The following is a 23,861-nucleotide window of genomic DNA, read 5'->3' on the forward strand; positions in this document are numbered from 1 at the left end:
CTACATTGTTTTCACTTTTGCAACTATTGCAAAAATAATATACATAATCAAATTAGCAACTACAACGCTTGCACCTGCCGGTATTGAAAATCCGTAGGAACATATAAGTCCAATTGTAAAATTCACTACTGACAAAATTGCCGAACAGATAGTTACTGATTTAAAACTTTTAAAAATTCTCATTGATGTTAATGATGGAAATACAATTAAACTTGATATAAGCATTGCCCCCATCATTTTAATTCCTACTACTATAGTAATAGCTGTGAATATAGAAATCAATGTATTATACATTCCAACTTTTACACCTGTGGCTTTTGAAAAGTTTTCGTCAAAGGTTACAGCAAAAATCTTGTGATAGCATGCCACAAACATTATTATTACGATTACTGATAATAAGCCGCTTACTACAACATCATCTTTTGACATTGCTAAAATGCTACCAAACATATAACTGTAAATATCTGTGCTTAATCCTGTTGTAAGTGATGTTACGATTACACCAATTGCAAGTGACGAAGCCGATACCATGGCAATCGCCGCATCACTTCTCATTTTGCCGTTTTCTGCTAATCTTAAGAGCAAAAATGCTGCAACAATTACTACAGGAATAGCAAATTTAAGTGGTGCAATCCCACAGGCAATGGCAATTGATAATGCTCCAAAAGATACATGAGATAAGCCGTCACCAATCATTGAATATCTTTTCAACACCAGACTAACTCCCAAAAGAGCTGCACATAATGAAACTAAAACGCCACCTAAAAATGCTCTCTGAATAAAATCATAAGATAACATTTCACTAATCATTCTGTCCACCTCCTAAAAAAGAATCCGATATTTTTGACTTTTTGTATTCTTTGACAGTTCCAAAAAATTCCTTGCCCTGTTCTAAATGCAAAATATGTGATGCATAATTAAGGGCATTTTTTATGTCATGAGTAACCATTATAATAGTTACTCCTTCATTGTTCAACTTCTTGATTTCATCGTACAAATCAATTGACGCACTTGGATCAAGACCTGTCACCGGCTCATCCAATATTAAAAGATTGTCTGTTGCGCACAATGCTCTTGCCAACAATACTCTTTGCTGCTGACCACCTGACAATTCTCTGTAGCATCTTTTTTTCAAACGAGCGATTCCTAATTTGTCCATGTTAGACAGCGCTTCTGCCTTTTCCTTCTTTGAATAAAAAGGACTTTTATGCCCGCTATTTAAAAAGCCTGACAACACAACTTCCATAACACTTGCCGGGAAATCTTTTTGGGCTACAGTCTGCTGTGGTAAATATCCTATTCCTTTTTTACTCTTGTCCAAATTAATTGTAATCTTTCCTAACAACGGCTTAATTAATCCTAGTAAAGTTTTTACAAGGGTACTCTTTCCTGCACCGTTTTCACCAACAATACATAGGTAGTCCCCTTTCTTTATTTCAAAATTAATGTCCTTTGCCACTGTTTTGTTTTCGTAGCCTAACACTACATCTTTAAACTGTAAAATCATTGTTTCTCTCCATTTTGATATGAATAAAGGTTAATTAATTCAATAGTTTCTTTGCTACCTTTACATTTGCTTAACTCAATGTTTTCCTGAACTGCTTATTTTTACTTAATTCAACGCTTTTTTAAGCACCTTAACATTTTCTTCCATTAAGCTTACATAAGTTACGCCATTCTTAAACTGATTAAAGGTAACATTGTGGCATGAATTAAACTGGTATTTCTTAGTTCCCGTATCATCGCAAATAGTATCTGCCATAGCAGTACTACTTAGTTCCAAATAAAAAATTCCTTTCACATCTGCCGCCTTAACCTTGTCAATTAAAAAAGCTACTGTTTTGGCACTAGGTTCTGTATCTCCACTACAGCCGGCAAAAGCTGCATAATATTTAAGACCATATTCTTTGGCAAAATATTTCAGTGGAAATTTATCTGCAAAAATTATTTCCTTATGCTTGGCACCGGCAACAACTTCTCTAAATTCCTTATCTATTTTTTCAATCTTCTTAATGTAAGCTTTCGTATTATTCTGAAATTCAGCTTTATGCTCCGGCACTAGCTTGCATATTTCATCAGAAATCGCCTGAACGAGCAAAGCTGCCTGAACAGGTGAAGTCCAAATATGCTCGTCATATTCCTCGCTATGTTCATCTTCGCTGTGTTCATCTTCATCATGATTAGCTTCGTTATCTTCGCTGTGGTTATGCTCCTCTTCACTATGAGAATGTTCATCATGATCATGCTCATTTACAGCAAAAACTCCTTCACTTTCTTCCTCTGTTAAAAGCTTGTGGTCATCTATATAGTCCATCATTCGCATCGCTGTCTGATTCTTGTTGTCAAGAGATTTAAGCACCTCTTCCACCCAGTTTTCTATTGAGCCACCATTATAAATAAACAAATCCGCCTTATTAATTGCCACAACATCTTTTGGCGTAGGTTCAAAAGAATGATCGTCCTGCCCCGGTGAAACCAAAAGTTCCAAATCTATATCTTTGACATCTCCGATTACGGCTCTTGCAAAGTCATAATACGGAAACAATGTAGTCATTATTGTTAACTTGGTATTCTTTTTGTTTTCTTTAGTATTAGTTGTGGTGTTGCAACCAACCATAGATACCATCAAAACAAAAATCAAAGCCAAGTCCACGATTTTTTTTACTAACTTCATATATGCTCCTTCTTGATTTTCATACAATTTAGTTTTCCCCATTCTTCGTATATGCTCCTTCTTGCTTTTCATACGATTTAGTTTTCCTCATCCTTCATACAGCACTTGTCGCACTTACCATAAAACACTGTCTTTCTTGGATTAATATTAAAATGATGGTCAGCATTCACATGATTATATAACTCTGCCAAATGATGACATGACATCTTCGTAACCTGTCCACACTTCTCACATTCAATATAGAAGCAATCCTGATTTTTGCCCTCTTCTACATACTGATAACAGGCTCCCTGCTGCTTCTCCACATTAATCCTTGCAACAATGCCATCCTTTTCCATTTTGTCCAAGTGTCGGTAAATGGTCGTCAGCCCTACAGCACAACCTTTATCTTTTAAATATTTTTCTATATCTGTAACTGTTACGTATTCTTTTTCCTGTAATTTCAAGCAATCTAAAATAGCAGATTGTTGTTTTGTTTTATATTTTCCTGCCATATTAACACTCCTTTACCAATTTGAAAACTATTTTCATTTTAGCCTCTTTATTTTACTCTTGAGTCTATAAAAAGTCAATGAATTTGAAAAAGATTTTCATTTTGTATTTTGTTTTATATTGTAATATAATATTGTTATATTTTACGAAAGGACAATAATACTAAAAATAGTATTCTAGGACAACAACTATGAAATTTGTAAGGTTAAGTTCAAATTTTCCTGTTACTAAAGTGGAAAATAATTTGAAAAAAGCCAATTATTACAAAGATGGCGATGAAGCTTATACCCTATGGGATGTGGGTGATTTTGATAAAAACCAGTTAGGAATCCATTTATCCTACAACAGTGATAAGAAAAAAATTGTTGCATATTATGAAGATGGCGTAGAGCACAAAAACTTTTTTGCACCAATTACAGAAGTTTTTACAGGAAAGATTGTAGAAAAGGATGGCAAAACATCTGTTAAAGGAGTTATTCGTATGTCTCCTGTTTTTAATATTACTATTATTCTTTGCTACATTGCCATCATTGGTTTATTTATCGGTCTTAAAGACCAACGTGCCAATATAGCAGTCATTGCTTGCGTATTTGTCGTTTATTTTATGTATGCCAAAAAAGCTTACAGAGACAACATGACAAAAATAGCAATGTTTTTAGGTTCCATTACAACCGGTACTCAAAAAATCAAAAAGGCAAACCCTAACAAGAAAAAAGGTAAATGGGCAGGCAAGCATTATTAGAAAAAATTTATCTTTGATTTTTCTCAAATTCAAATAAAGCCCCGATGGTTAGATTAAAAATCCAACTAACGGGGTTTTATATTTCCAAATCTTTGTTTCTCAGCACTCACGCAATTTTTACTAAGCATTAAAGAGCTTAAAGGAGCAGATATTTTTCAATTGCCTGCACACAACCATCATGGTCACAGTCTTCAACTACTACATCTGCTATTTTTTTCACATTGTCATTAGCATTTCCCATTGCCACTGAGAGGCCTGCTCTTTTTAAAACATCTAAATCATTATCAGCATCGCCTACAGCAATTGCTTCATCTATTGATATGCCAAGATGCTCGCACAATTTCTGCAATCCCAAGCCTTTTGTTGTATTCTTAGCTGAAACTTCAAGGGAAGTTGTCTCTGCATTTGCTAACACAACGTCCAACCCTTCTATGGCTTTTCTTGTTTCTTCTCTGTCTTCACTACTTGTATGGTAAAGATTCAGTTTTGCAACCGGTTGTTTATTGTCATTGTAAAAATCAAGCATATTCTCTACTTTCACCGCCACTTCATTGAACATTGGCTTGTATATTCCCATGTGGAAATCTTCCATATGCTCATAATCTTTTTTCTGAACAATGGATTCTTTTGTAATCATTTGAGGCATAATGTCTTTATCCTTAATGTAATTTAAAATTTCGTCCATTATCTCAACTGAAATTTCATTTGCATAAATATCTTTCTTTTCTTTTATGTCATAGACAATTGCTCCACTTGTCATAACCATATATCTCATTCTTGGAATTAATTCTATATACTCTTCCAGTTCAGCTAACGCTCTACCTGTACATAAAATAACTTCTTTTCCCCCATCAAAAGCCTTATTGATTGCATCTAAAGTTTCTTTTCGTACTTTCTTTTGTGAGTTAAGAAGCGTGCCGTCCATATCAAAGGCTATCATTTTATATTTACGCATAATTGTTTGCTCCTTTCTGTCCATTCTTGTATAATTATACAATTTTGTCACAGATTTTAGCAACAAATTCTTCCTCTAAAAAGCCCGATATAAGTAGCTCATTTTCACTTATAACAGTGAAAAATCCTTAAGATTAAATACTTCTTATAAATGAAATATTAATCCTAAGGATTTTTAATTTAAGTTCTTTTTTAAATTCTATTTTTATTTTTGTTATAAAGCTTTGTTTTAGATTCTGTTTTGAATCTTATTCCAAAATTAATTTTTTTGAAATTTAATTTATTTAGCATTTCGATTATTTTACATGCTCGTAAATATCGTCTGTTAATTTCTTAATAATTCTTTCAACTTCTGCAACTGCATCGTCCATTGGTGTCTTCTGCTTGTCAATCTGCTTATCTCTTGTTGAGATTTCAACAGCATTTTCTTTTAAGTTACGTGGGCTGACAACAACTCTTACAGGTACGCCAAGTAAATCTGCATCAGCGAACATTGCACCAGGTCTTGCTTTTCTATCATCATAGATTACTTCAATTCCCTTGTTCTGTAATGTTTCATATAACTTATCAGCATATTCTTTACATTCAGCATCATCTGAACGTAAGCAGCAAAGGTGAACCTGCCATGGGGCAATTGTAATTGGCCAAATTGGACCGTAATCATCATGTCTTACTTCACAAATTGAAGCTGCCATACGACCTACACCAATTCCATAACATCCCATAATAGGATATTTTTCTTCACCATTTTCATCTGTATATTTGAAATTCATTGCCTTTGAATACTTTGTTCCCAGCTGGAAAATATTGCCAACTTCAATACCTCTTGAAATTGTGATTGTGTGCTTGCCACATTCAGGACAAGTTCCACCTTCTGTAATTTTTGCAAGGTCTAAATATTCAACTTCGCCATAATCTCTTTCAATGTTAAATCCAACATAATGCTTATCAACTTTGTTTGCACCAGTTGCAAAATTATCAACACCATTTAATGAATTGTCAAATAAAACTGTAATCTTATCTGATAAACCAACAGGTCCGATAAATCCTGCATTTAATTCACAATCTGCTGTGATTTCAGCAGGGTGAATGTCACATCCTAATGCATTAACCAATTTTGTTTCATTTATGTCTAAGTCACCTCTGATAAATGCAACTATGTAGCTGTCATCTTCATTTTTCTGGTAAACTACAGCCTTGCAGGTATTTTCAGCAGGAATATTTAAGAATTCACATAAATCTTCAATAGTTCCCACACCTGGTGTTTCAACTTCTCTCATTTCTTCTTTTGGAAGCTTGTTTTCGTTATGAACGATACTTGGTGCTGCTTCAACATTGGCACTGTATCCACATTCAGGACAAATAGCAATTGAATCTTCACCAGCCGGTGTTAATAACATATATTCATGTGAAAGGCTACCACCCATCATACCTGAATCTGAAGCTACAACAGCTACTTCAGGAATACCACATCTTGCAAAAATTCTGTTATATGCATCATAGCACTTCTGATAATACTGTTCCAAATCTTCCTGTGATGTATGGAATGAATAAGCATCCTTCATTGTAAATTCACGTACACGAATAAGTCCTGCACGAGGTCTTGCTTCATCTCTAAACTTTGTCTGAATCTGGTAAATCATAAATGGATATTTTGCATAACTGTTGGCATATTCTCTTACTAACTGAACTGATGCCTCTTCATGAGTCATACCAAGAACCATCTTGCTTCCTGTTCTGTCTGTGAATCTTAACAATTCTGAGCCAACGCTTTCATATCTTCCTGACTCTTCCCAAAGTGAACCTGGAAGTGCAACAGGGAACAAAACTTCCTGTCCGTCAATTTTGTCCATTTCATCTCTGATAATTGCCTCTATTTTCTGTGAAATTCTTTTCATCGGCGGGAACTGTGAGTAAATACCGTTTGCTACGTTTTTAATATATCCACCTCTTACCATTAATGCATGACTGTCAATTAAGCAGCCCGCAGGTCTTTCTTTAAATCTGTCTCCCACTAATTTTGATAATTTCATCTTTTTTCTCCTAACAATAAAATTTGGTTAGCAGACATAAGCCCACTAACCAAATAATTTTAATATATATTACCTAAAAAATCAACATTACTATGTATTATTATGATACTATTTACTTTTCAATATTGTTTCCACTCACATAATTTTTTATAAACGGAACCATACCATATGCTACAGAATATTTTCCAAGTGGACTATATCCTGCTATCAGAAAAATACTATTAATTGTAAAAAGATAAAAAATATACTTTACAAACAAATTACACCACTTTAATAAAGTTATCTCCCGTTCCTCTTCTCTTTTTCATATTTATAATTTGTAAACAAAACAAGGGATAAAACTATTGAATATAGTTCTATCCCTCTTTTACAACATTAAAATTTTTCTTTGTTTAACACTTTTTTCAAGTGAGCACCATATGGAGATTTTCCATATTTTTCAATTGCATTCTGTAATTGTTCATCACTTATCCAACCATTGTTATAAGCAATTTCTTCCGGTGATGATACAATTATTCCCTGTATGCTCTCTATCTGCTTTACAAATAATCCTGCATCTAAAAGAGAACTTACTGTACCTGTATCAAGCCATGCAAAACCTCGTCCTAAAAGTTCTACATCCAATAAATCTTCTTCTAAATACATTTTATTAAGATCAGTTATTTCCAATTCTCCTCTTGCACTTGGTTTAACTCTCTTTGCTTTTTCTACAACAGTATTATCATAGAAATACAAGCCGGTTATTGCAAAATTTGACTTTGGATTTTCAGGTTTTTCTTCTAACGAAACCACCTTCAAATCATCATCAAACTCAACAATTCCAAATCTTTGTGGATCATCAACTAAATATCCAAAAATTGTAGCTCTTCCAGTATTTTCATATGCTTTCTTTAGTCTTTTAACCAGACCATGACCATAGAAAATATTATCCCCTAAAATCATAGCACAACTATCATTACCAATGAATTCTTCACCTATAATAAATGCTTGCGCCAACCCATCCGGTGATGGTTGAACTTTGTATGATAAGTTAATTCCGAACTGACTTCCATCACCTAATAATTTTTCAAAATTAGGAAGATCCTCTGGTGTTGATATAATCAAAATATCCTTAATTCCAGCTAACATCAATGTTGACAATGGATAATATATCATTGGCTTATCATAAATTGGTAACAATTGTTTACTTGTAACACTTGTTAATGGATACAGTCTTGTACCACTTCCTCCTGCTAAAATTATACCTTTCATATTTACACCTCAATTTCCACTCTTCCGCTAATTATAACTTCGTCAAACAAATCTTTATCCAAATTGCTATTTGTCATTTCCTGTTTTCTAACTGTAGTATAATTACCATCCTGAGTTTCGTACATTAAAATATTATCTCCAGGCTGAAGACTCTCCTTACTAAAAGTATAAAAATCTCCTTCCTTTGTTACATCATATTTTTTATTATTTTCAATATTGAAGAAAAATAATTTCTTTATATCTTCTGACTTATTTACTCCCAATAAATATTTGTTTCCATCCTTCAAAAGAGTAAATCTGTTCTTTTGCTGAATAGTCAGAATTGAATATCTTGAATTGAAAGTAATAATCTTATCTCCAACTGTTAATGTTGTTACTTTTGCAAGTTCTTCTGTCAGTCTTGGAGTGTAATAAGTTTTTTCTTCATCCTTTATACAAATTGTGTTAAGAACGTATGTTGAGCAAGGCAACTCTGTTATGTCTACCTTTCTATCCACCTCATTATATGGCAACTCTATCTTCTTCTGATTAAAATATCTGGTATATACAAATACATTTTCAACAGAGATTTTTTCTTTATCTTCTAATCCAACATAAATTTGCAAATCAATATATATTCTATCATTTTCATTTGAAATGCCTTTTACAGACAAAATACTGTTACTTCTCAACACACTGTTATATACATAAGGTTCAAGTGTCTTTACATTCAAGTCGGTAAACCATTTCTTTTCACGAATAAAGTTGTAAATCTGCTTATATCTTTTTGCAAAAATTCTATCTGTTATATACTTTGTAGTAACCGGCATATCAGAGTTTCCCAGTAAATGTATAAAGAACGCTTTATACTGCATCAGGAAAAATCTGTAACGGTTACAGGCATCAACAAAATCCTGATATGTATTTTCTTCATTTTCTTCATCTGCAAGATTATACAGCGGATAGTACAATCGAATTACACTATGTTCCCATATAGCTTTATTATAATCAAGATTTTTCTCAAAATCCTGTATACTTAGCTTTATCTGTGATTGAAATGAATCACATCTATCTGATATCATATGATATTCTGCTGTTTGGTCTGTTAATGAAATTTTTTCATCGTTTTTCTTTTTTCTCCAAAAGTATACGACATCTGTCAAAACACTAATTTTTTTTGCTCTCATAGCTGCTTTATACACAAATATTCTATCAGCTATAAGAAGATTTGCTGGCATTTCTATATGGTTACTTCTCAAGAAATCTGTTTTATACACAGCATTCCAATAAAAAACCTGATTTGTAAAATTTTCTATTTCTTCATCAGTAGAAAGAACTCTATTTTCTACAAATACATTATTTTCATCTGGTGAAATTAAAAAAGTATTCATAAATGCATTTGTTAATTTCATTGGTAAGCCTGATGCAAAATCTGAGCCATCCTGTTCAATTCTGGCAATAAGTTTTTTGTATGCACCATCTGCTACTATATCATCAGAATCAACTAATGCTAAATATTTACCATTGGCTTTTGCTATCCCTATTTGTGAAGAAATAGCACCACCTGAATTTGGTTTTACAATAAGATTAAACTGTGGCTTATCTTTAATATATTCTTTTATAACTTCCACTGAATTATCAGTACTTGAGTCATCTATAACAAATACTTCATATGAATCAATTCCCTGTCTTTCAATAGAGCTTAAGCAATCTTCCAAATACTGTTCATTATTATAGCTTAATACTACCACCGAAAGTGTTACTTTATTTTCCATTCTGAAAATACTCCTTTATCTTACTACATATAAATAATGCCTGTTCTTCTTCTAAATCAGCATATAGAGGTATACATAATATTTTCTTAGATATTTCCCTTGCAATAGGTGTTTCGTTGTAATCTTTAAACAACGGCATGTCATTTATTGCCGGGTAAAAATATCTTCTTGGGTAAATTTCGTATTTCTGTAAATATTCAGTTAACTCATCGGCTGAATACTCATCACCCTCTACAACTATCGGATAATATCCATAATTATACTTAACATTCTCTTTCTTTTTAAGTAGAACAAGCTGTTTTACTTCAGCTAATTCTCTATCATAAACTTCTACAATATGTTTTCTTTTTGCAATGTTATCTTCAAGGTGTCCCATATTAACAACACCCATTGCTGCAACAAACTCATTCATCTTTGAGTTTACTCCCTGATAAATTGTTTCACCATTTGACAAACCAAAATTAGATCTGGAAACAATTTCATCCAACATTTCCTTGGTTTTCAAAACAGCCATTCCACCTTCAACAGAATTAAATACCTTTGTTCCATGAAGGCTAAACATAGAAGCATCTCCAAATTTTCCAATATCAGTTCCATTCACCTGAACATTAAATGCATGCGCCGCATCATATACCACTTTTAGATTATACTTGTCTGCAATTTTCTGAATTTTTTCTACATCACATGGAGAACCATATACATGAACAGGAACGATTGCAACAGTTTTAGGTGTTATTAATTCTTCTATCTTATTAACATCAATATTATAATCTTCCCTAGTAATATCGCAAAAAACAGGTGTATGACCTGAATTTACAATTGCTAATGTCGTAGAAACAAATGTAAAAGAAGTTGTAATCACTTCCCCTGGCTCTATGCATGACAAAATATTTTGTAAAGTCATATGCCCATTACACTGTAAATCTATATTTTCATAGTCAAATTTTTTCTTCAATAAGTCTATAAACTTATGATACTTAGGTCCGAAATTTGTAATATGCTTTGTTTCCCATATAGATTTTATTTCTTCTGCATATTCCTCATATTCAGGCATTGCCGGTCTGGTAACAAATATCTTTTCCATGATTAATTAATACCTCCAATCAATTAAAGCACTCACACTGTCTAAGTCAAAAACTGGTATTTTACATTTTTTTGAAACATCATATCGCTCTCTAAATGCATCATCAATAAATATTGCATCTTTATGTTTTATGTACTCGCTTTTTAATGTTTCGTCTTTTATATGAATTATTTCATCGAATATAGTTTCATCTATATGATATTTCTGCAAACTTTCGTGAATATTTTCTGCATGACGTGTTAAAAGCTTAATCTTTTTGTTTTTATTTAAACATTGATAAATAAATGCCATTACTTCTGTATTAACAGTCTGCTTATAAGTTATCGTATCATCAAAATCCATATACACATAATTATAATCAATATTCAATACATATTTATTAGATAATGCTCGGTCAACTTCTGCATAATCTAATAAGTTATCAATTGCTTTAATATCATAACCCATAAGCTGATATACAGTATTTAAAATATAATTAAATCCTCTAACTCGGCTTGTAGACATACTTCCGGCTACTCTTGGTGCCATTTCAAGCAATTTATAATGACCGTTTCTGTCTAGTTTTACCTGAAAGAACCATACGCCGTCAAATACAATTTTTTCATTGATTGCATCAGCTATTTGTTTCACTTCTGCCGGTAGTTCAACAATTACTGAATTTACACTAATACCGGTTTTTATTCTTTTTCGCATTCGCATTGATGCAACAACCAATTCTCCTTTACGGTTCGTGAAACAATCAACGGTATACTCCTGTCCCGGCAATAATTCAGAAATAATGTATTCATCATCCTTTCCCTTTAGCTGGTTCAAGTCTTCCATTTTTTCTATTCGCATTATTCCCTGTGATCCTTGACCAATATCAGGTTTTGCAAATAATGGTAAATCCTTTTCTGTTATCTGACTCACTTTAAATGTCTCAGGTATGTACCATTCTCCCTGTAGAACTTCATAAGTTTTTCTCTTGGATCTTGCAATATCACAAGTTGTCTTATTTGATGTGGCAAGTTTACACTTTAGTTCATCTCTATGCTCTGATAAATATAATATTACATCGTCATACGCAGGAATTAACACATCTATATTATTATCTTCTATTATTTTATTAAGTTCTTCCATAAAAGTATCACTTGTTATAAAGGAAATTCCTTCTATGTAATTCTTGTATACCACACGTCCATGTGATGAAACTGAACTTAACCCTACCAGGTTAATATGTTTATCATATTTTAAAGCATTATGGACTTCCAAGCCAATTTCAGAACCACATGGAAACACTAAAACATTAATCATCTTAATCCTCTTTCAAAACTATATTTAATACTTTTTCACATGAATGTCCATCGCAATATTTTGCCATTTCATCACAAAAATCACGTAACTTACTATCATGTTCATAATCATATTGTTCAATATTTTCAATTGCATTTACTAAACTTTCATTGTCCTGCAATATTGGTCCTGGTAATGTATCCATTCCCACATACAACCCTCTTGTTTCATTAATATACTCATCTAAATCATAGGCATAGAACAAGATAGGTTTCTTTGCACTGGCGAAATCATAGAATACACTTGAATAATCAGTAATTAAAATATCAGCTATACATAACAATTGCATAATATCCTCTTCACCACTAACATTTAATAAGAAGTTTTTGTACTTATCATCTATTTCTAAGCTATCAGCAATTAAATGATGCAGTTTCACTAATACTACATATTCATCACCAAACTTTTCATACAACTGTTCCACATTAAATGGTAATTCAAAGTCATAACCTCTTACATAATCTCCCTGTAAGTCTCTCCATGTTGGTGCATAAACAATTACTTTCTTTCCTTCTATTGCCGGATAATCTTTATGCAGTCTTTCTACTGCAGCATCTTTTATCTTATCATTATAAAAGATATCATTTATAGGATATCCTTCCTTAATTAATGTTTTCTTAAATCTAAAAGCATTAACCAACTTTTCAGCACCATAGTCATTGTCTGCTAAGAAATAATCCCAATTCTGACTTTCTTTATACAAATTACCAAAAGCCTGTTTTTCAGGTCCCTCGCATTCGATATCAAATCCCAATTTTTTAAGTGGTGTGCCGTGCCATGTTTGAAGATAAATTGTTTCTTCTCTTTTCTTTTTAACAGGGAACAATATGTTATTTACCCAATATTTTGCTTTTGCTAAATAATAGAAATATTCTGAAGTTCCTCTTTCTACCAAAGTAACATTGCCTGGTATATTTTTGCTATCAGTATCAGGATATGCCCATACATACTTATATCCATCATACTTTGGATTACTTATCATATATTCGTATAAATATTTGGGATTTCCTGTATAATTCTTTCCTAAATTTGCTTCAAAGAAAATCAGCTTTTCGTCAACTTCCTCTGTCTTTAAAGTTTCAAAATACTTTTCTCTGCCTGTTTGGAATCTAATTCCTTTTTCACATTCGTCCTTTGACGTATAGTATATATTTAAGTTATATTGATTTTCACCTAAATAAAACGCCATCACTAATCCCTGATCTAATTCTTTAATATATAAATATCTTTCTTTTGTTGAATAATCAGCGAATTTCTTAACTAAAAATCCTGTTTCCTTAAATCCACCAACGTATTCTACACCCAATCTGAAGTTTAATCTTGCATTATAATACAAATATGGCAATAACTTGTCCATATCAATAATAACACTTCCCTCAACAATTCTTTCAGGGTTATCTATTGCTATATTATCAATTTGTATACTATTTTTTGAATAATTGTCTGTTAAATAGATATGTATTCTTTGAATCTTTGATAATAGTGAGCATACCTTAAAATTCAAAACAATGTTTCCGTTTTTCTCTTCTACATTACAATCAGAGGTAAAGGTATTTGTACCTAAATCAAAATCATACTTTTCGCCATAAATATATTGATTATCTTTATTGCTAATTAACAAAATCTGTCTGTCAAAAAAAGTAAGAACATTGCCATATGCTTCTGATAATACGTAATCTTCTACATTTCTTGTTTTAGGTAGAACTAACTTTAACCAGTTTGTTTCTAATTTCTTACTATTTTTTCCATATATCTCAAACTCAAATATATATCTGTCTATTAAATTTATTTCTCTATTTAAGAATTCATTTACATTATCAATTATTATTTGCTGTCCTATTTTGTACTCTGCAACTTTTTCTCTATCATTTGTTTTTAATGCTTTAATGTACAAAACAAACTTGTCGCATTTTTTTGCATCTTTGTTGAAGTTGATAATGAATTTGTTATCACTTGCCTCATATGAAATTCTTTCAATATATTTGTATGCAGGCTTTATATTCTGTATCTTCACCTTTAATTTACTTGGTTCAAATTTATAATTGTTATTATTTGAAGAAATATATATTTTCGAGAACTCTTCTCTTACAGACATCTTATTATTTGTTATGGATGTTGTGCTAACAGGATAATAAATTCCATTTCCAATACATACAACCTGTAATTCACCATATTCTTCAAAAAGTTCAGCATAATTATCTAGATTTATTTTTCCAGTTAAATCTTTATCAAAAATAACATTATACTCTTTATCTACTAATACGAACTTAATGTTATTTGATTTGTTATCAAGCGCATAAATTTTTGTATTAATTTCCAATGCATCTTCTAATGTTGAAAATTCAATTAAAACATATTCATCATCAGCTTTATTGTATGTTTTTCCACTAATCTTTAAAACTGCATCTTTTACTTCTATATTATCTAATTCTTCACCTTCAAAAGATGCTGTTTTTGAATATCCATTAACCAATGCTTTAAAATCATTGTTTCTTACTAATTTAAGAGTGCTATTGTTTAAACTAAGTCTTACCTGACCATTTTCACTTTCGACTTTATTGTTAGCTTTTCCCCAAATAAATGTCCATTGAGAATACTTGCTATTTTTGTTCTCAATAATAATATCTTCATTTTCAATGTATGCTACTAAGTGTGGCATCAAGTTTTCTCTTAATTTTCTACCAAATTTACTTTTTATTATTTTTAAGTAAACCTTTTTAATTACTCTCTTAATCATTCTTCTTCCCACTTCTATTTTATTATCTTTTTTAATACGCATATAAGCACATATCCAATGAATTATACCATATTTTAGCATTGTTTACAATGTTGCCAGGTTATAACCCAATGAATGATGTATATTATACTATGACCAATATCAGTTTATGACCAACGCTCCTATAAGGCAAAAAGATTAGCAGATTCTTTTGTAGTATCCGCTAATCCTTTAATATTTCTTATTATATGTTATCTATTCTCATACATTTCTTTATAATAATTCTGATATTCACCTGAAATAATTGTCTTCCACCACTCCTTATTATCTAAATACCACTGAATAGTCTTTTTAATTCCGTCTTCAAATTTTGTTTCAGGAAGCCAACCTAATTCATTATGGATTTTTGTTGGATCAATAGCATAGCGCATATCATGCCCTTTTCTATCTGTAACGTAAGTAATCAAGCTTTCAGGTTTTCCAAGCTCCTTGCATATAATTTTTACAATGTCTATGTTCTTCATTTCATTATGACCACCTACATTGTAAACCTCGCCTACTCTACCATTTCTAATAATTAAATCAATTGCTCGACAATGATCTTCAACATATAACCAATCACGCACATTTAATCCCTCACCATATACTGGTAAAGGTTTATCTGCCAACGCATTTGCTATCATTAATGGTATCAATTTTTCTGGAAAATGATATGGGCCATAGTTATTAGAGCAACGACTAATTGTCACCGGAAGTCCATATGTTCTATGATATGCAAGAACAAGTAAATCCGCTGCAGCCTTAGAGCTACTATATGGGGAACTTGTATGAATTGGTGTTTCTTCAGTAAAAAATAAATCAGGTCTGTCTAATGGCAAATCTCCATAAACTTCATCTGTACTTACCTGATGATATCTCTTTATTCCATACTTTCTACAAGCATCCATCATTACCGCTGTTCCCTTAATATTTGTATCTAAAAATACTTCCGGATTTTCAATTGAACGGTCTACATGTGATTCTGCTGCGAAATTCACAACTATATCAGGATGTTCTTCCTCAAATAGCTTATAAATCTCCTCCCTGTCACATATATCAATTTTACAAAAACGGAAATTAGGATTATCCATAACCGGTTCAAGTGTAGATAAATTTCCAGCATATGTAAGTTTGTCTACGCAAACAATTCTATCTTCCGGATGTTCTTTTAACATATAAAAAATAAAATTACTTCCAATGAACCCTGCTCCACCTGTCACAATAATTGTCATTTTATTTCCTCCAAAACATAATAATTTTCTCTTTAATCTTTTCATATTTTAACACGAATACTATTAAGTGGCAACACATCTTACATTATTAAAAAAGCACATAACTTACATTGTTTTGGAAAACTGCTCCTCTTGCTTTACCTGAAATCAGTCCATTTAACTTCTTGTTAATATAAGAAAACTGTTAAAAACATCCACCTCGCCATACCCCCACTGTCTGTTTGGATAGTCTATATTCCTTCCTCGCCTTGCTCCCCTAATTAAATAATTCTTCACCGATATTCCATTCATATAAGGATCATTGCCATTTACCATTCCCCACTGAAACATTTGTGCGCAACAACCGGCAACCAAAGCTGTACTTACCGAAGTCCCTGTTTTTCTTGTAAAACCACCCTGTAGTATTGCCTCTCTTCCCACAGTCGGTCCAAAAACATTTACCGCAGGTGCTACCATGTCAGGCTTCACTCTATCGTCAATTGTAAAGCCCCTTCCGGATTTGCTGTAAATACTATTGGCAAAATTATCATATCCCCCTACCGATATAACTCCTGTGGCACTTGATGGAACTGTCAGCGTCGTGTCAGGATTAGGTTTTAGAAAATAAGTATCATTAACCATATACTGCCTTAAATTTGTCCATATATTAAACTCGCCATTAAGAATATTACTTCCATAAACTTTTATGGTCCAAATGCCTGGTGTTGGATTTATCACTCTCATAAAAATAAGTTCTTTTCCACTACCGAATTCCACAAGTTTGTAAAAAACCTCAATTACAGTATTTTCCAAAAGGAAACTTACTCGCTCACTTGTGCCCTTTCTTGAGGGGATTCTTGGAATGTTTTCTCCCAATGGAGAAGTAAATCCTACCGAAAAAATATCCGGGGAATTTGCCCACAATTCCAAAACAAAACCTCTGGCATTTTCACCTACCTGTATTTCCACATCGTCTGTTTCATCCTCTAAGATTTTCCCTTGATAGTGCAAACGTTCATTACTTTCATTTCCTGTAGGAACAACAACACATTCACCAATGTATTTTCCTAAATCGCTTAAAAATCTTGCCCCCGGTGTTCCTCCTGCCCTATCACCATTAGCACTCCCCAGTCCAAGCACAATTACAAGTGGCATATCATATTTAATTCTAAGGCTCCTTAAATAAGCTGCCGCCAGCATAATGTCATTTTCCTGAAAAGCGATTTCATCATTTTCAACTAAATAGTATTCCTTTAAATATCTTTTTGCCGGTTTTAATTTAACCATGGCAATTACACTTTCCGGTGCACTTCCAATAAAATCCTGCTGCTCATTATAACTTCCGCAGGCAACACCAGCCAAAAAAGTTCCATGACCGTTTTCATCTGTATGGTTGACAATTTCCAACGGATTCTCATTTTCTAAAGCTTCGTTTATTTCCTCCATACCATATTCCGTTCCATATAAAAAACCTTCAGGTGGATTCCCGCTATTAACGGTTTGATCCCATATATTAATTATCCTTGTTCTTCCAACGGAATTTTTAAAAGCATCATTTGTATACTCAATCCCCGTATCAATAAAACCAACTATCACGCCTCTCCCCGTCAGTTCAAAACCTGTCTGATTTTGCAGTCTTACTGCACCCGTTGCAGAAACGGAAGTAGAATCCATTAAGCCGTACAATTTTGGTATTGCCGTATAAGGATAGTCCCGTTGTTCAAAACCGGCTACGTTTTCCAAGTTCTCATTTACTACAAAATATCTATCCCCAATTATTTGTGGACAGTAGTCCCTGTATTGTTCAATTGCATTTTCTCCTCTACCATCAAACTCTACAATATAATCCCCATATTCCTCGGACATTATACGTTCTCTACAATCTGCCATTGTAACTCCCTACATAAATAATTCTTTACATTATATTTTCTAAAAAAACATTTATACATCCATATTTATGCAAAAAGAGCCATGGCAAATTACATTTGCCACAGCTCCATTGAATGTTTCTATTTAAATAGAAATTCATTAGTTTTGCTCCACTTTGTGTAAATCTTTTTCTTGCCCTTGTACTTATATGCTCTTATTTTTATTTTGCACTTAGCTGCTGTTTTCACTTTCAGCTTCTTGGCTGTTGCAGTTATCTGCTTTCCAAGTTTAGTGTAAGCACCGACATACTGAGCTTTCTGATTAACCTTCAAAGTCTTTTTGCTCTTTTTAGTTTTTCCATAAACTGTTACCTGTACCTGATAGCCTTTAGCTCCTGAAACTGCATTCCATGTTGTACCATATAACAAATATGGTTTAATCTTATTGAAGTTCGCCTTATATTTAATCTTAGTTGTGCTATCAAGTGCTTTCTCTTCAAGCTTTAAGCCCGGTTTCAAAGTGACACTGGCTATTTTTGTCTTATGGAAAGCTCCTGCTTTAATAGTCTTTACACTCTTTAAATCAATCTTCTTAAGTGCCACACAATTTTCAAAAGCCTGCTCACCGATATCAGTTGCTTTTTCTAAATTAATTGTTGTCAATTTTTGATTTCCATAGAAAGCCATTTCGCCTACAGTTGCAATCTTGTCACCGACTACTTTCTTCAAATTTGTACATTCAAGAAATGTAAGTTCTCCAACCTTAGTAACATTATTCAAGTCAACTTCTTTTAACTTCTGGCAGCCACTGAAAATTGCATCGTCTAACTCAGTTATTTTTGCGGGTACCTTAAACTCTTCAATTTCACTTTTACGAAATGCTAATGCGTTGATTTTCTCAATATTATCATTTAAAGTAATATGGCTGATTTTTGCATCGTTAAATGCATATTTCCCGATTTCTGTTACTTCCTTTGGTACTTCAAAAGTTCCTTCTTCATTCTTTGCTGCCGGATATAGTAATAGCTGTTTTCCATCTTTTGAGTACACAACACCATCTATTGATTTATATTTCGGATTATCCTCCGCCACAGTTACTTTGTCTAAATATTTCAAATGTGAATCAATGCTGTCACCATCAGGTAATTCTCCTGTATAATCCTTGTCAATATATAGCTTAGAATAAAGCACGTCATCTGTATTCTTTAAATAGTTGTTGATGTTTACTTCCTTGCCCACATATTTACTTGCCTTTACCATCTGTGGTTCAATAACTAATGCCAGTGCTAAAATAAATATCATTATTTTCTTCATATACTTCTTCATATTCAAGCCCTCCTCTCTACTACACTAAATTCATTTTATATTCCTTACTTCTACTAATAAATTGTCCGTCTGAAAATAAACTTACTTTTATTAAGAAGTTATTCATCTGCAAATAAGCTTTCTCCTATTAAGAAATTATTCTCCTGCAAATAAATTTTGTTAATCAACAACTGCATATTTGCTTCTGTATGTGCTCCATTTTGTATAAACTTTTTTGTTTTTCTTAAGTTTATAGCCTCTAATTTTTACTTGGAAATTAATTATTTCACTGCCATTAATTTTTGCATTAACTTTAAGCACTTTCTTTTGTAATTTCTTGCTAAGCTTGTTACCCTTAAGTGTAGATTTAATGTAAACCTTATTTTTAGGAGCATTTTCATCAATTACTTTTATTGTTACCTGATAACCTTTTGCACCTGTAATTTTATTCCATCTCTTGTAGCTTAGAAGATATGGTTTAATGCTTGTAAAAGTTTTGTTGTAGTTTAATTTAACATTTGTGTCAAATGCCATCTTTCCAAGTTTCATGCCTGTCTTTAAATTAACTGATTTAATTCCTGCGCCACTGAATCCATATTCACCTATTTTCTTAATCTTACTAAGGTCAATTTTTTCAAGTAATTCACATGATTTAAAAGCATTGTCACCAATAACAGTTACATTATTTAAATTAACTGTCTTTAATTTCTTGCATCCACTAAAAGTTCCATCGTTAATCTTTGTCACATTTTTAGGAATAACAACATCCTGAATTTCAGTTAAAGCAAAAGCTCCTTCTTTAATTTCCTTAATATTGTCTGTAAATGTAATCTTACTTAATTTTGTTCCTGCAAATGCACCGTTCCAAATACTTTCAATGGTATCAGGTACAGTAAATTCTGAAAGTTCTTTTTGTTTTGGGTAACCATATAATCTCTTTCCGTCCTTTGATACTAAGGCTCCCTCAACAACTTTGTACTTTGGATTATCCTCAGATACAACAATGTTTTTCAAATTTGTCATATCAGGTATAGGTCCAATATAGTTTTCGTCCAAATACATTTGTGTATATGTTACGTTTTCTTCCATATTCTCAATGTTAGTAAGTTCCTCAACATTTTTTGTTTCTGCTGCTGATAACTTAAGCCCCCATTCTCCTGTTGCTGTTATTGCCAGTGCAAATGCCAACATAACAGATAACATTTTTTTAGTTACTTTTTTCATGGTCCTCTCCTCCTTCTTTTTATGTTTAACTATTATACGTAATGTAATACTATTTTATTGCAGTCATTAAAAGTTTTTTTATATTTTTTGCTTTTTTATTTCAACTTTCCTTTTTTTAATTTATATATGTAAATACTTGTGCACCATATGCTGTCGATTTTATACAACCACTTCCATATTTACTTTTCAAGAAAGTATTTCTATCAATAGCACCTGTTCCCCAACCATTAGTTCCATTTGCATCTGGTTCTTTTCTCGAATTAGATATAACAAATCTATTTGCCTTGAATCCATCAGTGTATTGACTTTTTATAGTATCGTTAAATGTAGACAAAATACCATGGTGTTGAATTTTTAAGTCATTTGCGGCCAATTGAACATTTTTATTTCCCATTTTGTTTGTGTCAAGTAATCGTTGGCAACTTTCCTTTTCTCTTTTTCTATACGATTATTATCTACTTTTTTGTATGCCAAATAAACCCTGTCGGGTTTCTCTTTATGTTTTTTAACAGAATACTTTCTTAAATATTTTTCTTGATTCAGTCTGCACTGCATCCCTTATCGGTACATTTCCATTCATTAAGTCAATGTATCTGTTTCCCTTTCCGTCTTTTTTCGGAGCCTTTGCTGCACTTATGGTTTCTATTATTTCCTGCATCTGCATCGTGAATACCAGTCCGTCTGTATATCTGTCTATAGTTTCTATCAATTCCCTGTTTTCCCTTCGATACAATGCCTTTGCCAGGTTATTTGCTCCTGATTTTGACCATCTCATTCTACGATGTTTCATTCTTAATGTTATTACCGTACAGTTCTGGTTTTCCTGAACTCCCAACCCCTTATATACCATTCCTTTTGGTGGGGCAGATATTTCTATTCCCCTTTTGTCATAAGGTAACAGTCCTTCTTTGTTATTGGCAAGATATTTATATAACTTCATTGCTTTATTACTTCGGTTGTCTTTTTCATCCGGACTTTCAACACTTGTTGCGTATATCTGGATGTATTTAAGCATTTCTTCCATTTTCTCTTCCTCAAACAGTTGCCTTATGTCTGTCTGTGCCTTCTTATCCGTTATTTTTCTCAGTATTTCCTGATATATGTGATAACGGTCAAGCTGAAAAATTACATCAGGATCGTATTCGTCTTTTATCCAACTCCCTCCATCTCCGTTAAGTATTCGCTGTCCGATTTCATCAGCATTGTATTTCTTTCTGATGCATGCCTCACGTTTTTGGTGAAACTCACTGCTTTCTTCCATTCCCGCAAGCATGTGTTTTCCCACAAGAGTGCTTCGTTTCTGTTTTTCCTTTTCCTCATCCCAACCTTCATACATCGTGAAAACTTTCATTTCCTGCTTCTTTGTCTTTTTATGCTTTTTGTCCTGCATGTTCAGCCACACACCGTCCATTTCCTCAAACAGCACTGGTATCTCCCTTTTCCCTTCCGACTGATCCGCATTCATCTGTTTTACCGCATGTTTTTCTTCCTCACTTATTTTTTCTCCAAGACGCTGTATCACGTTCCACACACCTGCGGCACTTATGCTCTGACCGCACGTACTGCTTATTGTTTCCGCAGTTACACGATATGGTGTCTCCGTTACCGCCATTACAATCTTTTCCGCAAGATTTTTGGAAATCATACCTATCTTATCCATCTGCATTGCCTCATCCAACAGATATACATATGCCTTTTCTCCATCCGGTGTGATTGTTCCGTATATTCTCCGACTGTATTCAACAGTACCGTAAACTGTCTTTATGTTGGTTTTTCTTTTTCCCTTATCCCTGTAAGATTTTCTTTCTCTTTGTTTTGCAAGCTCGTCATCATATGTTTCCAGAATCATCTTTGTAATTTCACAACCAAGTTCACATACATGTTTAAACACTTTTTTCTCTAACTCCTTGAAAGAAATCTCTTTTTCAGCTAAACTATTAAACATCATACAGCCTCCTTTACGTATTTTTCTGAGCAGTTAATATCATAAATAAAAAAATGGGAAGTGGTTTTTTCTACTTCCCATTTTTTTATTTATTTTTTGCCAACTAAAATTTTACACTAACCTCCCTTCTGTTCGTTGTTTCGTTGCTCCACTTTGTATAAATTTTCTTTTTGTTCTTTTTAGTGTATGCCCTAAAGCTAAATTTTGCATCTGCGTTTTTTATCTTCCACTTTTTAACTATCTTATTCATTTTCTTTTGAGTTTTTCCATAAGCCCGCATGTAACTCTTTTTTGTATTAACAATCAGTGTTTTGTTTTTTTTCTTATTCTTGCTATCAAATATTTTTATTTTAAGCTGATATCCCTTTGCATTGGCAACCTCATTCCACATGTATCCTGTAAACATATATGGTTTTATTTTTTTGAAAGAAATACCATAGTCAAATGTTGGCATACAGTCAAATGTATCCGCACCTATTTTGATTCCATTTGTTAAGTACACCTTTTTTAAATTAGTTTTTCCCCAAAATGCAAAACGACTAATCTTTTTTAATTTTTTTCCTGTTACCGTTTTTAAGTTTTTGCATGAATAAAAAGCACTTTTTCCAATACTCTCAACATTTTTTAAATCTATTGTTTTTAGTCCATTACAATAATTAAAGCATCTTGATTTTATTTTTTTTACATTATTAAGGTCTATGTTCGTTATTTTGCTGCTTGAAAAAGCCGCAGCCCCTAATGTTTTAACTTTATCCGGAATCTTAACTTCTAAAATGCTACTACCGTCAAACGCCTTTTGAGAAATAGTATTAATCTTATTCCCCATTTTCACTTCTTTTATTGCAGTTTCCTTAAAAGCCATCTTTCCTATTTTTTCAACAGTTTCCGGTATTGTGTAGCTGCCTCCTACATTTTTCTTCCTTGGGTAATATAATATCTGTTTCATGTCTTTTGAAAAAACAACGCCATCAACTGATGCATATTTAGGATTGTCTTTATCTATTGTGATTTTTTCTGTGCTATTTATGAAAACATGAAATAACTTTTCCAGACTTCCTGTGTAGTTTTTTCCGATTACTATTTCCCTGTAATCTCCCGGATTATTCAACTGGTCAATTTTTTCAATATTCACACTATCATAGATTCTTTCAGAGGCATTTGCCAAATTTGGTTTCATAACCAAAGAAGTTACTACTGCCATAAACATTATAAAACTACTTTGTAATATTTTTTTCAT

At 32.6% G+C, this 23,861-nt stretch carries 19 protein-coding genes; 1 reads left to right on the plus strand and 18 read right to left on the minus strand.

Features of this window, described 5'->3' with window-relative positions; genetic code table 11:
* From DW006_RS01280 to DW006_RS01295, 4 genes are all read right to left on the minus strand, one after another.
* Window positions 1-810, minus strand: coding sequence for a metal ABC transporter permease (locus DW006_RS01280; RefSeq protein ID WP_117998684.1), 810 nt, complete (start codon window positions 808-810; stop codon window positions 1-3).
* Complete coding sequence (locus tag DW006_RS01285) at window positions 803-1,507, minus strand: ABC transporter ATP-binding protein (protein ID WP_117998685.1); 705 nt, start codon at window positions 1,505-1,507, stop codon at window positions 803-805. The genes DW006_RS01280 and DW006_RS01285 overlap by 8 nt, the downstream gene beginning before the upstream one ends.
* A gap of 105 nt (window positions 1,508-1,612) precedes the next feature.
* Window positions 1,613-2,674 (minus strand): metal ABC transporter substrate-binding protein, encoded by a 1,062-nt coding sequence (locus DW006_RS01290; RefSeq protein WP_243002551.1) that lies wholly within the window; start codon window positions 2,672-2,674, stop codon window positions 1,613-1,615.
* A gap of 77 nt (window positions 2,675-2,751) precedes the next feature.
* Window positions 2,752-3,168, minus strand: coding sequence for a transcriptional repressor (locus tag DW006_RS01295; RefSeq protein WP_117998687.1), 417 nt, complete (start codon window positions 3,166-3,168; stop codon window positions 2,752-2,754).
* 188 nt (window positions 3,169-3,356) lie between these two features.
* On the opposite strand from DW006_RS01295, the gene DW006_RS01300 reads away from it, so the two are divergent.
* Entirely contained in the window at window positions 3,357-3,908 is a 552-nt protein-coding gene (locus DW006_RS01300) for a hypothetical protein (RefSeq protein ID WP_117998688.1), read from the plus strand.
* Between the two features lie 136 nt (window positions 3,909-4,044).
* Here DW006_RS01300 and DW006_RS01305 read toward each other — a convergent pair whose 3' ends face one another.
* From DW006_RS01305 to DW006_RS01370, 14 genes are all read right to left on the minus strand, one after another.
* The gene (locus DW006_RS01305) at window positions 4,045-4,863 is read right to left on the minus strand and encodes a Cof-type HAD-IIB family hydrolase (protein ID WP_117998731.1); all 819 of its coding nucleotides are present in this window, start codon (window positions 4,861-4,863) and stop codon (window positions 4,045-4,047) included.
* 295 nt (window positions 4,864-5,158) lie between these two features.
* Window positions 5,159-6,895, minus strand: coding sequence for a proline--tRNA ligase (locus DW006_RS01310; protein WP_117998689.1), 1,737 nt, complete (start codon window positions 6,893-6,895; stop codon window positions 5,159-5,161).
* Window positions 6,896-7,270: 375 nt separating this feature from the next.
* The gene (rfbA, locus tag DW006_RS01315) at window positions 7,271-8,146 is read right to left on the minus strand and encodes a glucose-1-phosphate thymidylyltransferase RfbA (RefSeq protein WP_117998690.1); all 876 of its coding nucleotides are present in this window, start codon (window positions 8,144-8,146) and stop codon (window positions 7,271-7,273) included.
* A gap of 2 nt (window positions 8,147-8,148) precedes the next feature.
* Window positions 8,149-9,900, minus strand: coding sequence for a glycosyltransferase family 2 protein (locus DW006_RS01320; protein ID WP_117998691.1), 1,752 nt, complete (start codon window positions 9,898-9,900; stop codon window positions 8,149-8,151).
* Window positions 9,890-10,984, minus strand: a complete 1,095-nt coding sequence (locus tag DW006_RS01325; RefSeq protein WP_117998692.1) for a DegT/DnrJ/EryC1/StrS family aminotransferase — start codon at window positions 10,982-10,984, stop codon at window positions 9,890-9,892. The genes DW006_RS01320 and DW006_RS01325 overlap by 11 nt, the downstream gene beginning before the upstream one ends.
* Window positions 10,985-10,990: 6 nt before the next feature.
* Complete coding sequence (locus DW006_RS01330) at window positions 10,991-12,277, minus strand: ATP-grasp domain-containing protein (protein ID WP_117998693.1); 1,287 nt, start codon at window positions 12,275-12,277, stop codon at window positions 10,991-10,993.
* 1 nt (window position 12,278) lies between these two features.
* Window positions 12,279-15,095, minus strand: coding sequence for a CDP-glycerol glycerophosphotransferase family protein (locus DW006_RS01335; RefSeq protein WP_158561034.1), 2,817 nt, complete (start codon window positions 15,093-15,095; stop codon window positions 12,279-12,281).
* A gap of 188 nt (window positions 15,096-15,283) precedes the next feature.
* Window positions 15,284-16,303 (minus strand): dTDP-glucose 4,6-dehydratase, encoded by a 1,020-nt coding sequence (gene rfbB / locus DW006_RS01340; protein ID WP_022164778.1) that lies wholly within the window; start codon window positions 16,301-16,303, stop codon window positions 15,284-15,286.
* Window positions 16,304-16,459: 156 nt separating this feature from the next.
* Window positions 16,460-18,172, minus strand: a complete 1,713-nt coding sequence (locus DW006_RS01345) for a S8 family peptidase (RefSeq protein WP_117998695.1) — start codon at window positions 18,170-18,172, stop codon at window positions 16,460-16,462.
* 119 nt (window positions 18,173-18,291) lie between these two features.
* The gene (locus tag DW006_RS01350) at window positions 18,292-19,476 is read right to left on the minus strand and encodes a leucine-rich repeat domain-containing protein (RefSeq protein WP_117998696.1); all 1,185 of its coding nucleotides are present in this window, start codon (window positions 19,474-19,476) and stop codon (window positions 18,292-18,294) included.
* A 159-nt stretch (window positions 19,477-19,635) separates the two neighbouring features.
* Window positions 19,636-20,679: a leucine-rich repeat domain-containing protein gene (locus tag DW006_RS01355; protein ID WP_117998697.1), complete on the minus strand. Its 1,044-nt coding sequence runs from the start codon at window positions 20,677-20,679 to the stop codon at window positions 19,636-19,638.
* A 115-nt stretch (window positions 20,680-20,794) separates the two neighbouring features.
* Complete coding sequence (locus tag DW006_RS01360) at window positions 20,795-21,073, minus strand: hypothetical protein (RefSeq protein WP_117998698.1); 279 nt, start codon at window positions 21,071-21,073, stop codon at window positions 20,795-20,797.
* A gap of 111 nt (window positions 21,074-21,184) precedes the next feature.
* Window positions 21,185-22,627, minus strand: a complete 1,443-nt coding sequence (locus DW006_RS01365; RefSeq protein ID WP_117998699.1) for an ISLre2 family transposase — start codon at window positions 22,625-22,627, stop codon at window positions 21,185-21,187.
* Between the two features lie 100 nt (window positions 22,628-22,727).
* Window positions 22,728-23,861, minus strand: a complete 1,134-nt coding sequence (locus DW006_RS01370) for a leucine-rich repeat domain-containing protein (protein ID WP_117998700.1) — start codon at window positions 23,859-23,861, stop codon at window positions 22,728-22,730.

It is taken from the genome of Eubacterium sp. AF36-5BH, assembly GCF_003460505.1.
Lineage (GTDB): Bacteria > Bacillota > Clostridia > Lachnospirales > Lachnospiraceae > Eubacterium_G.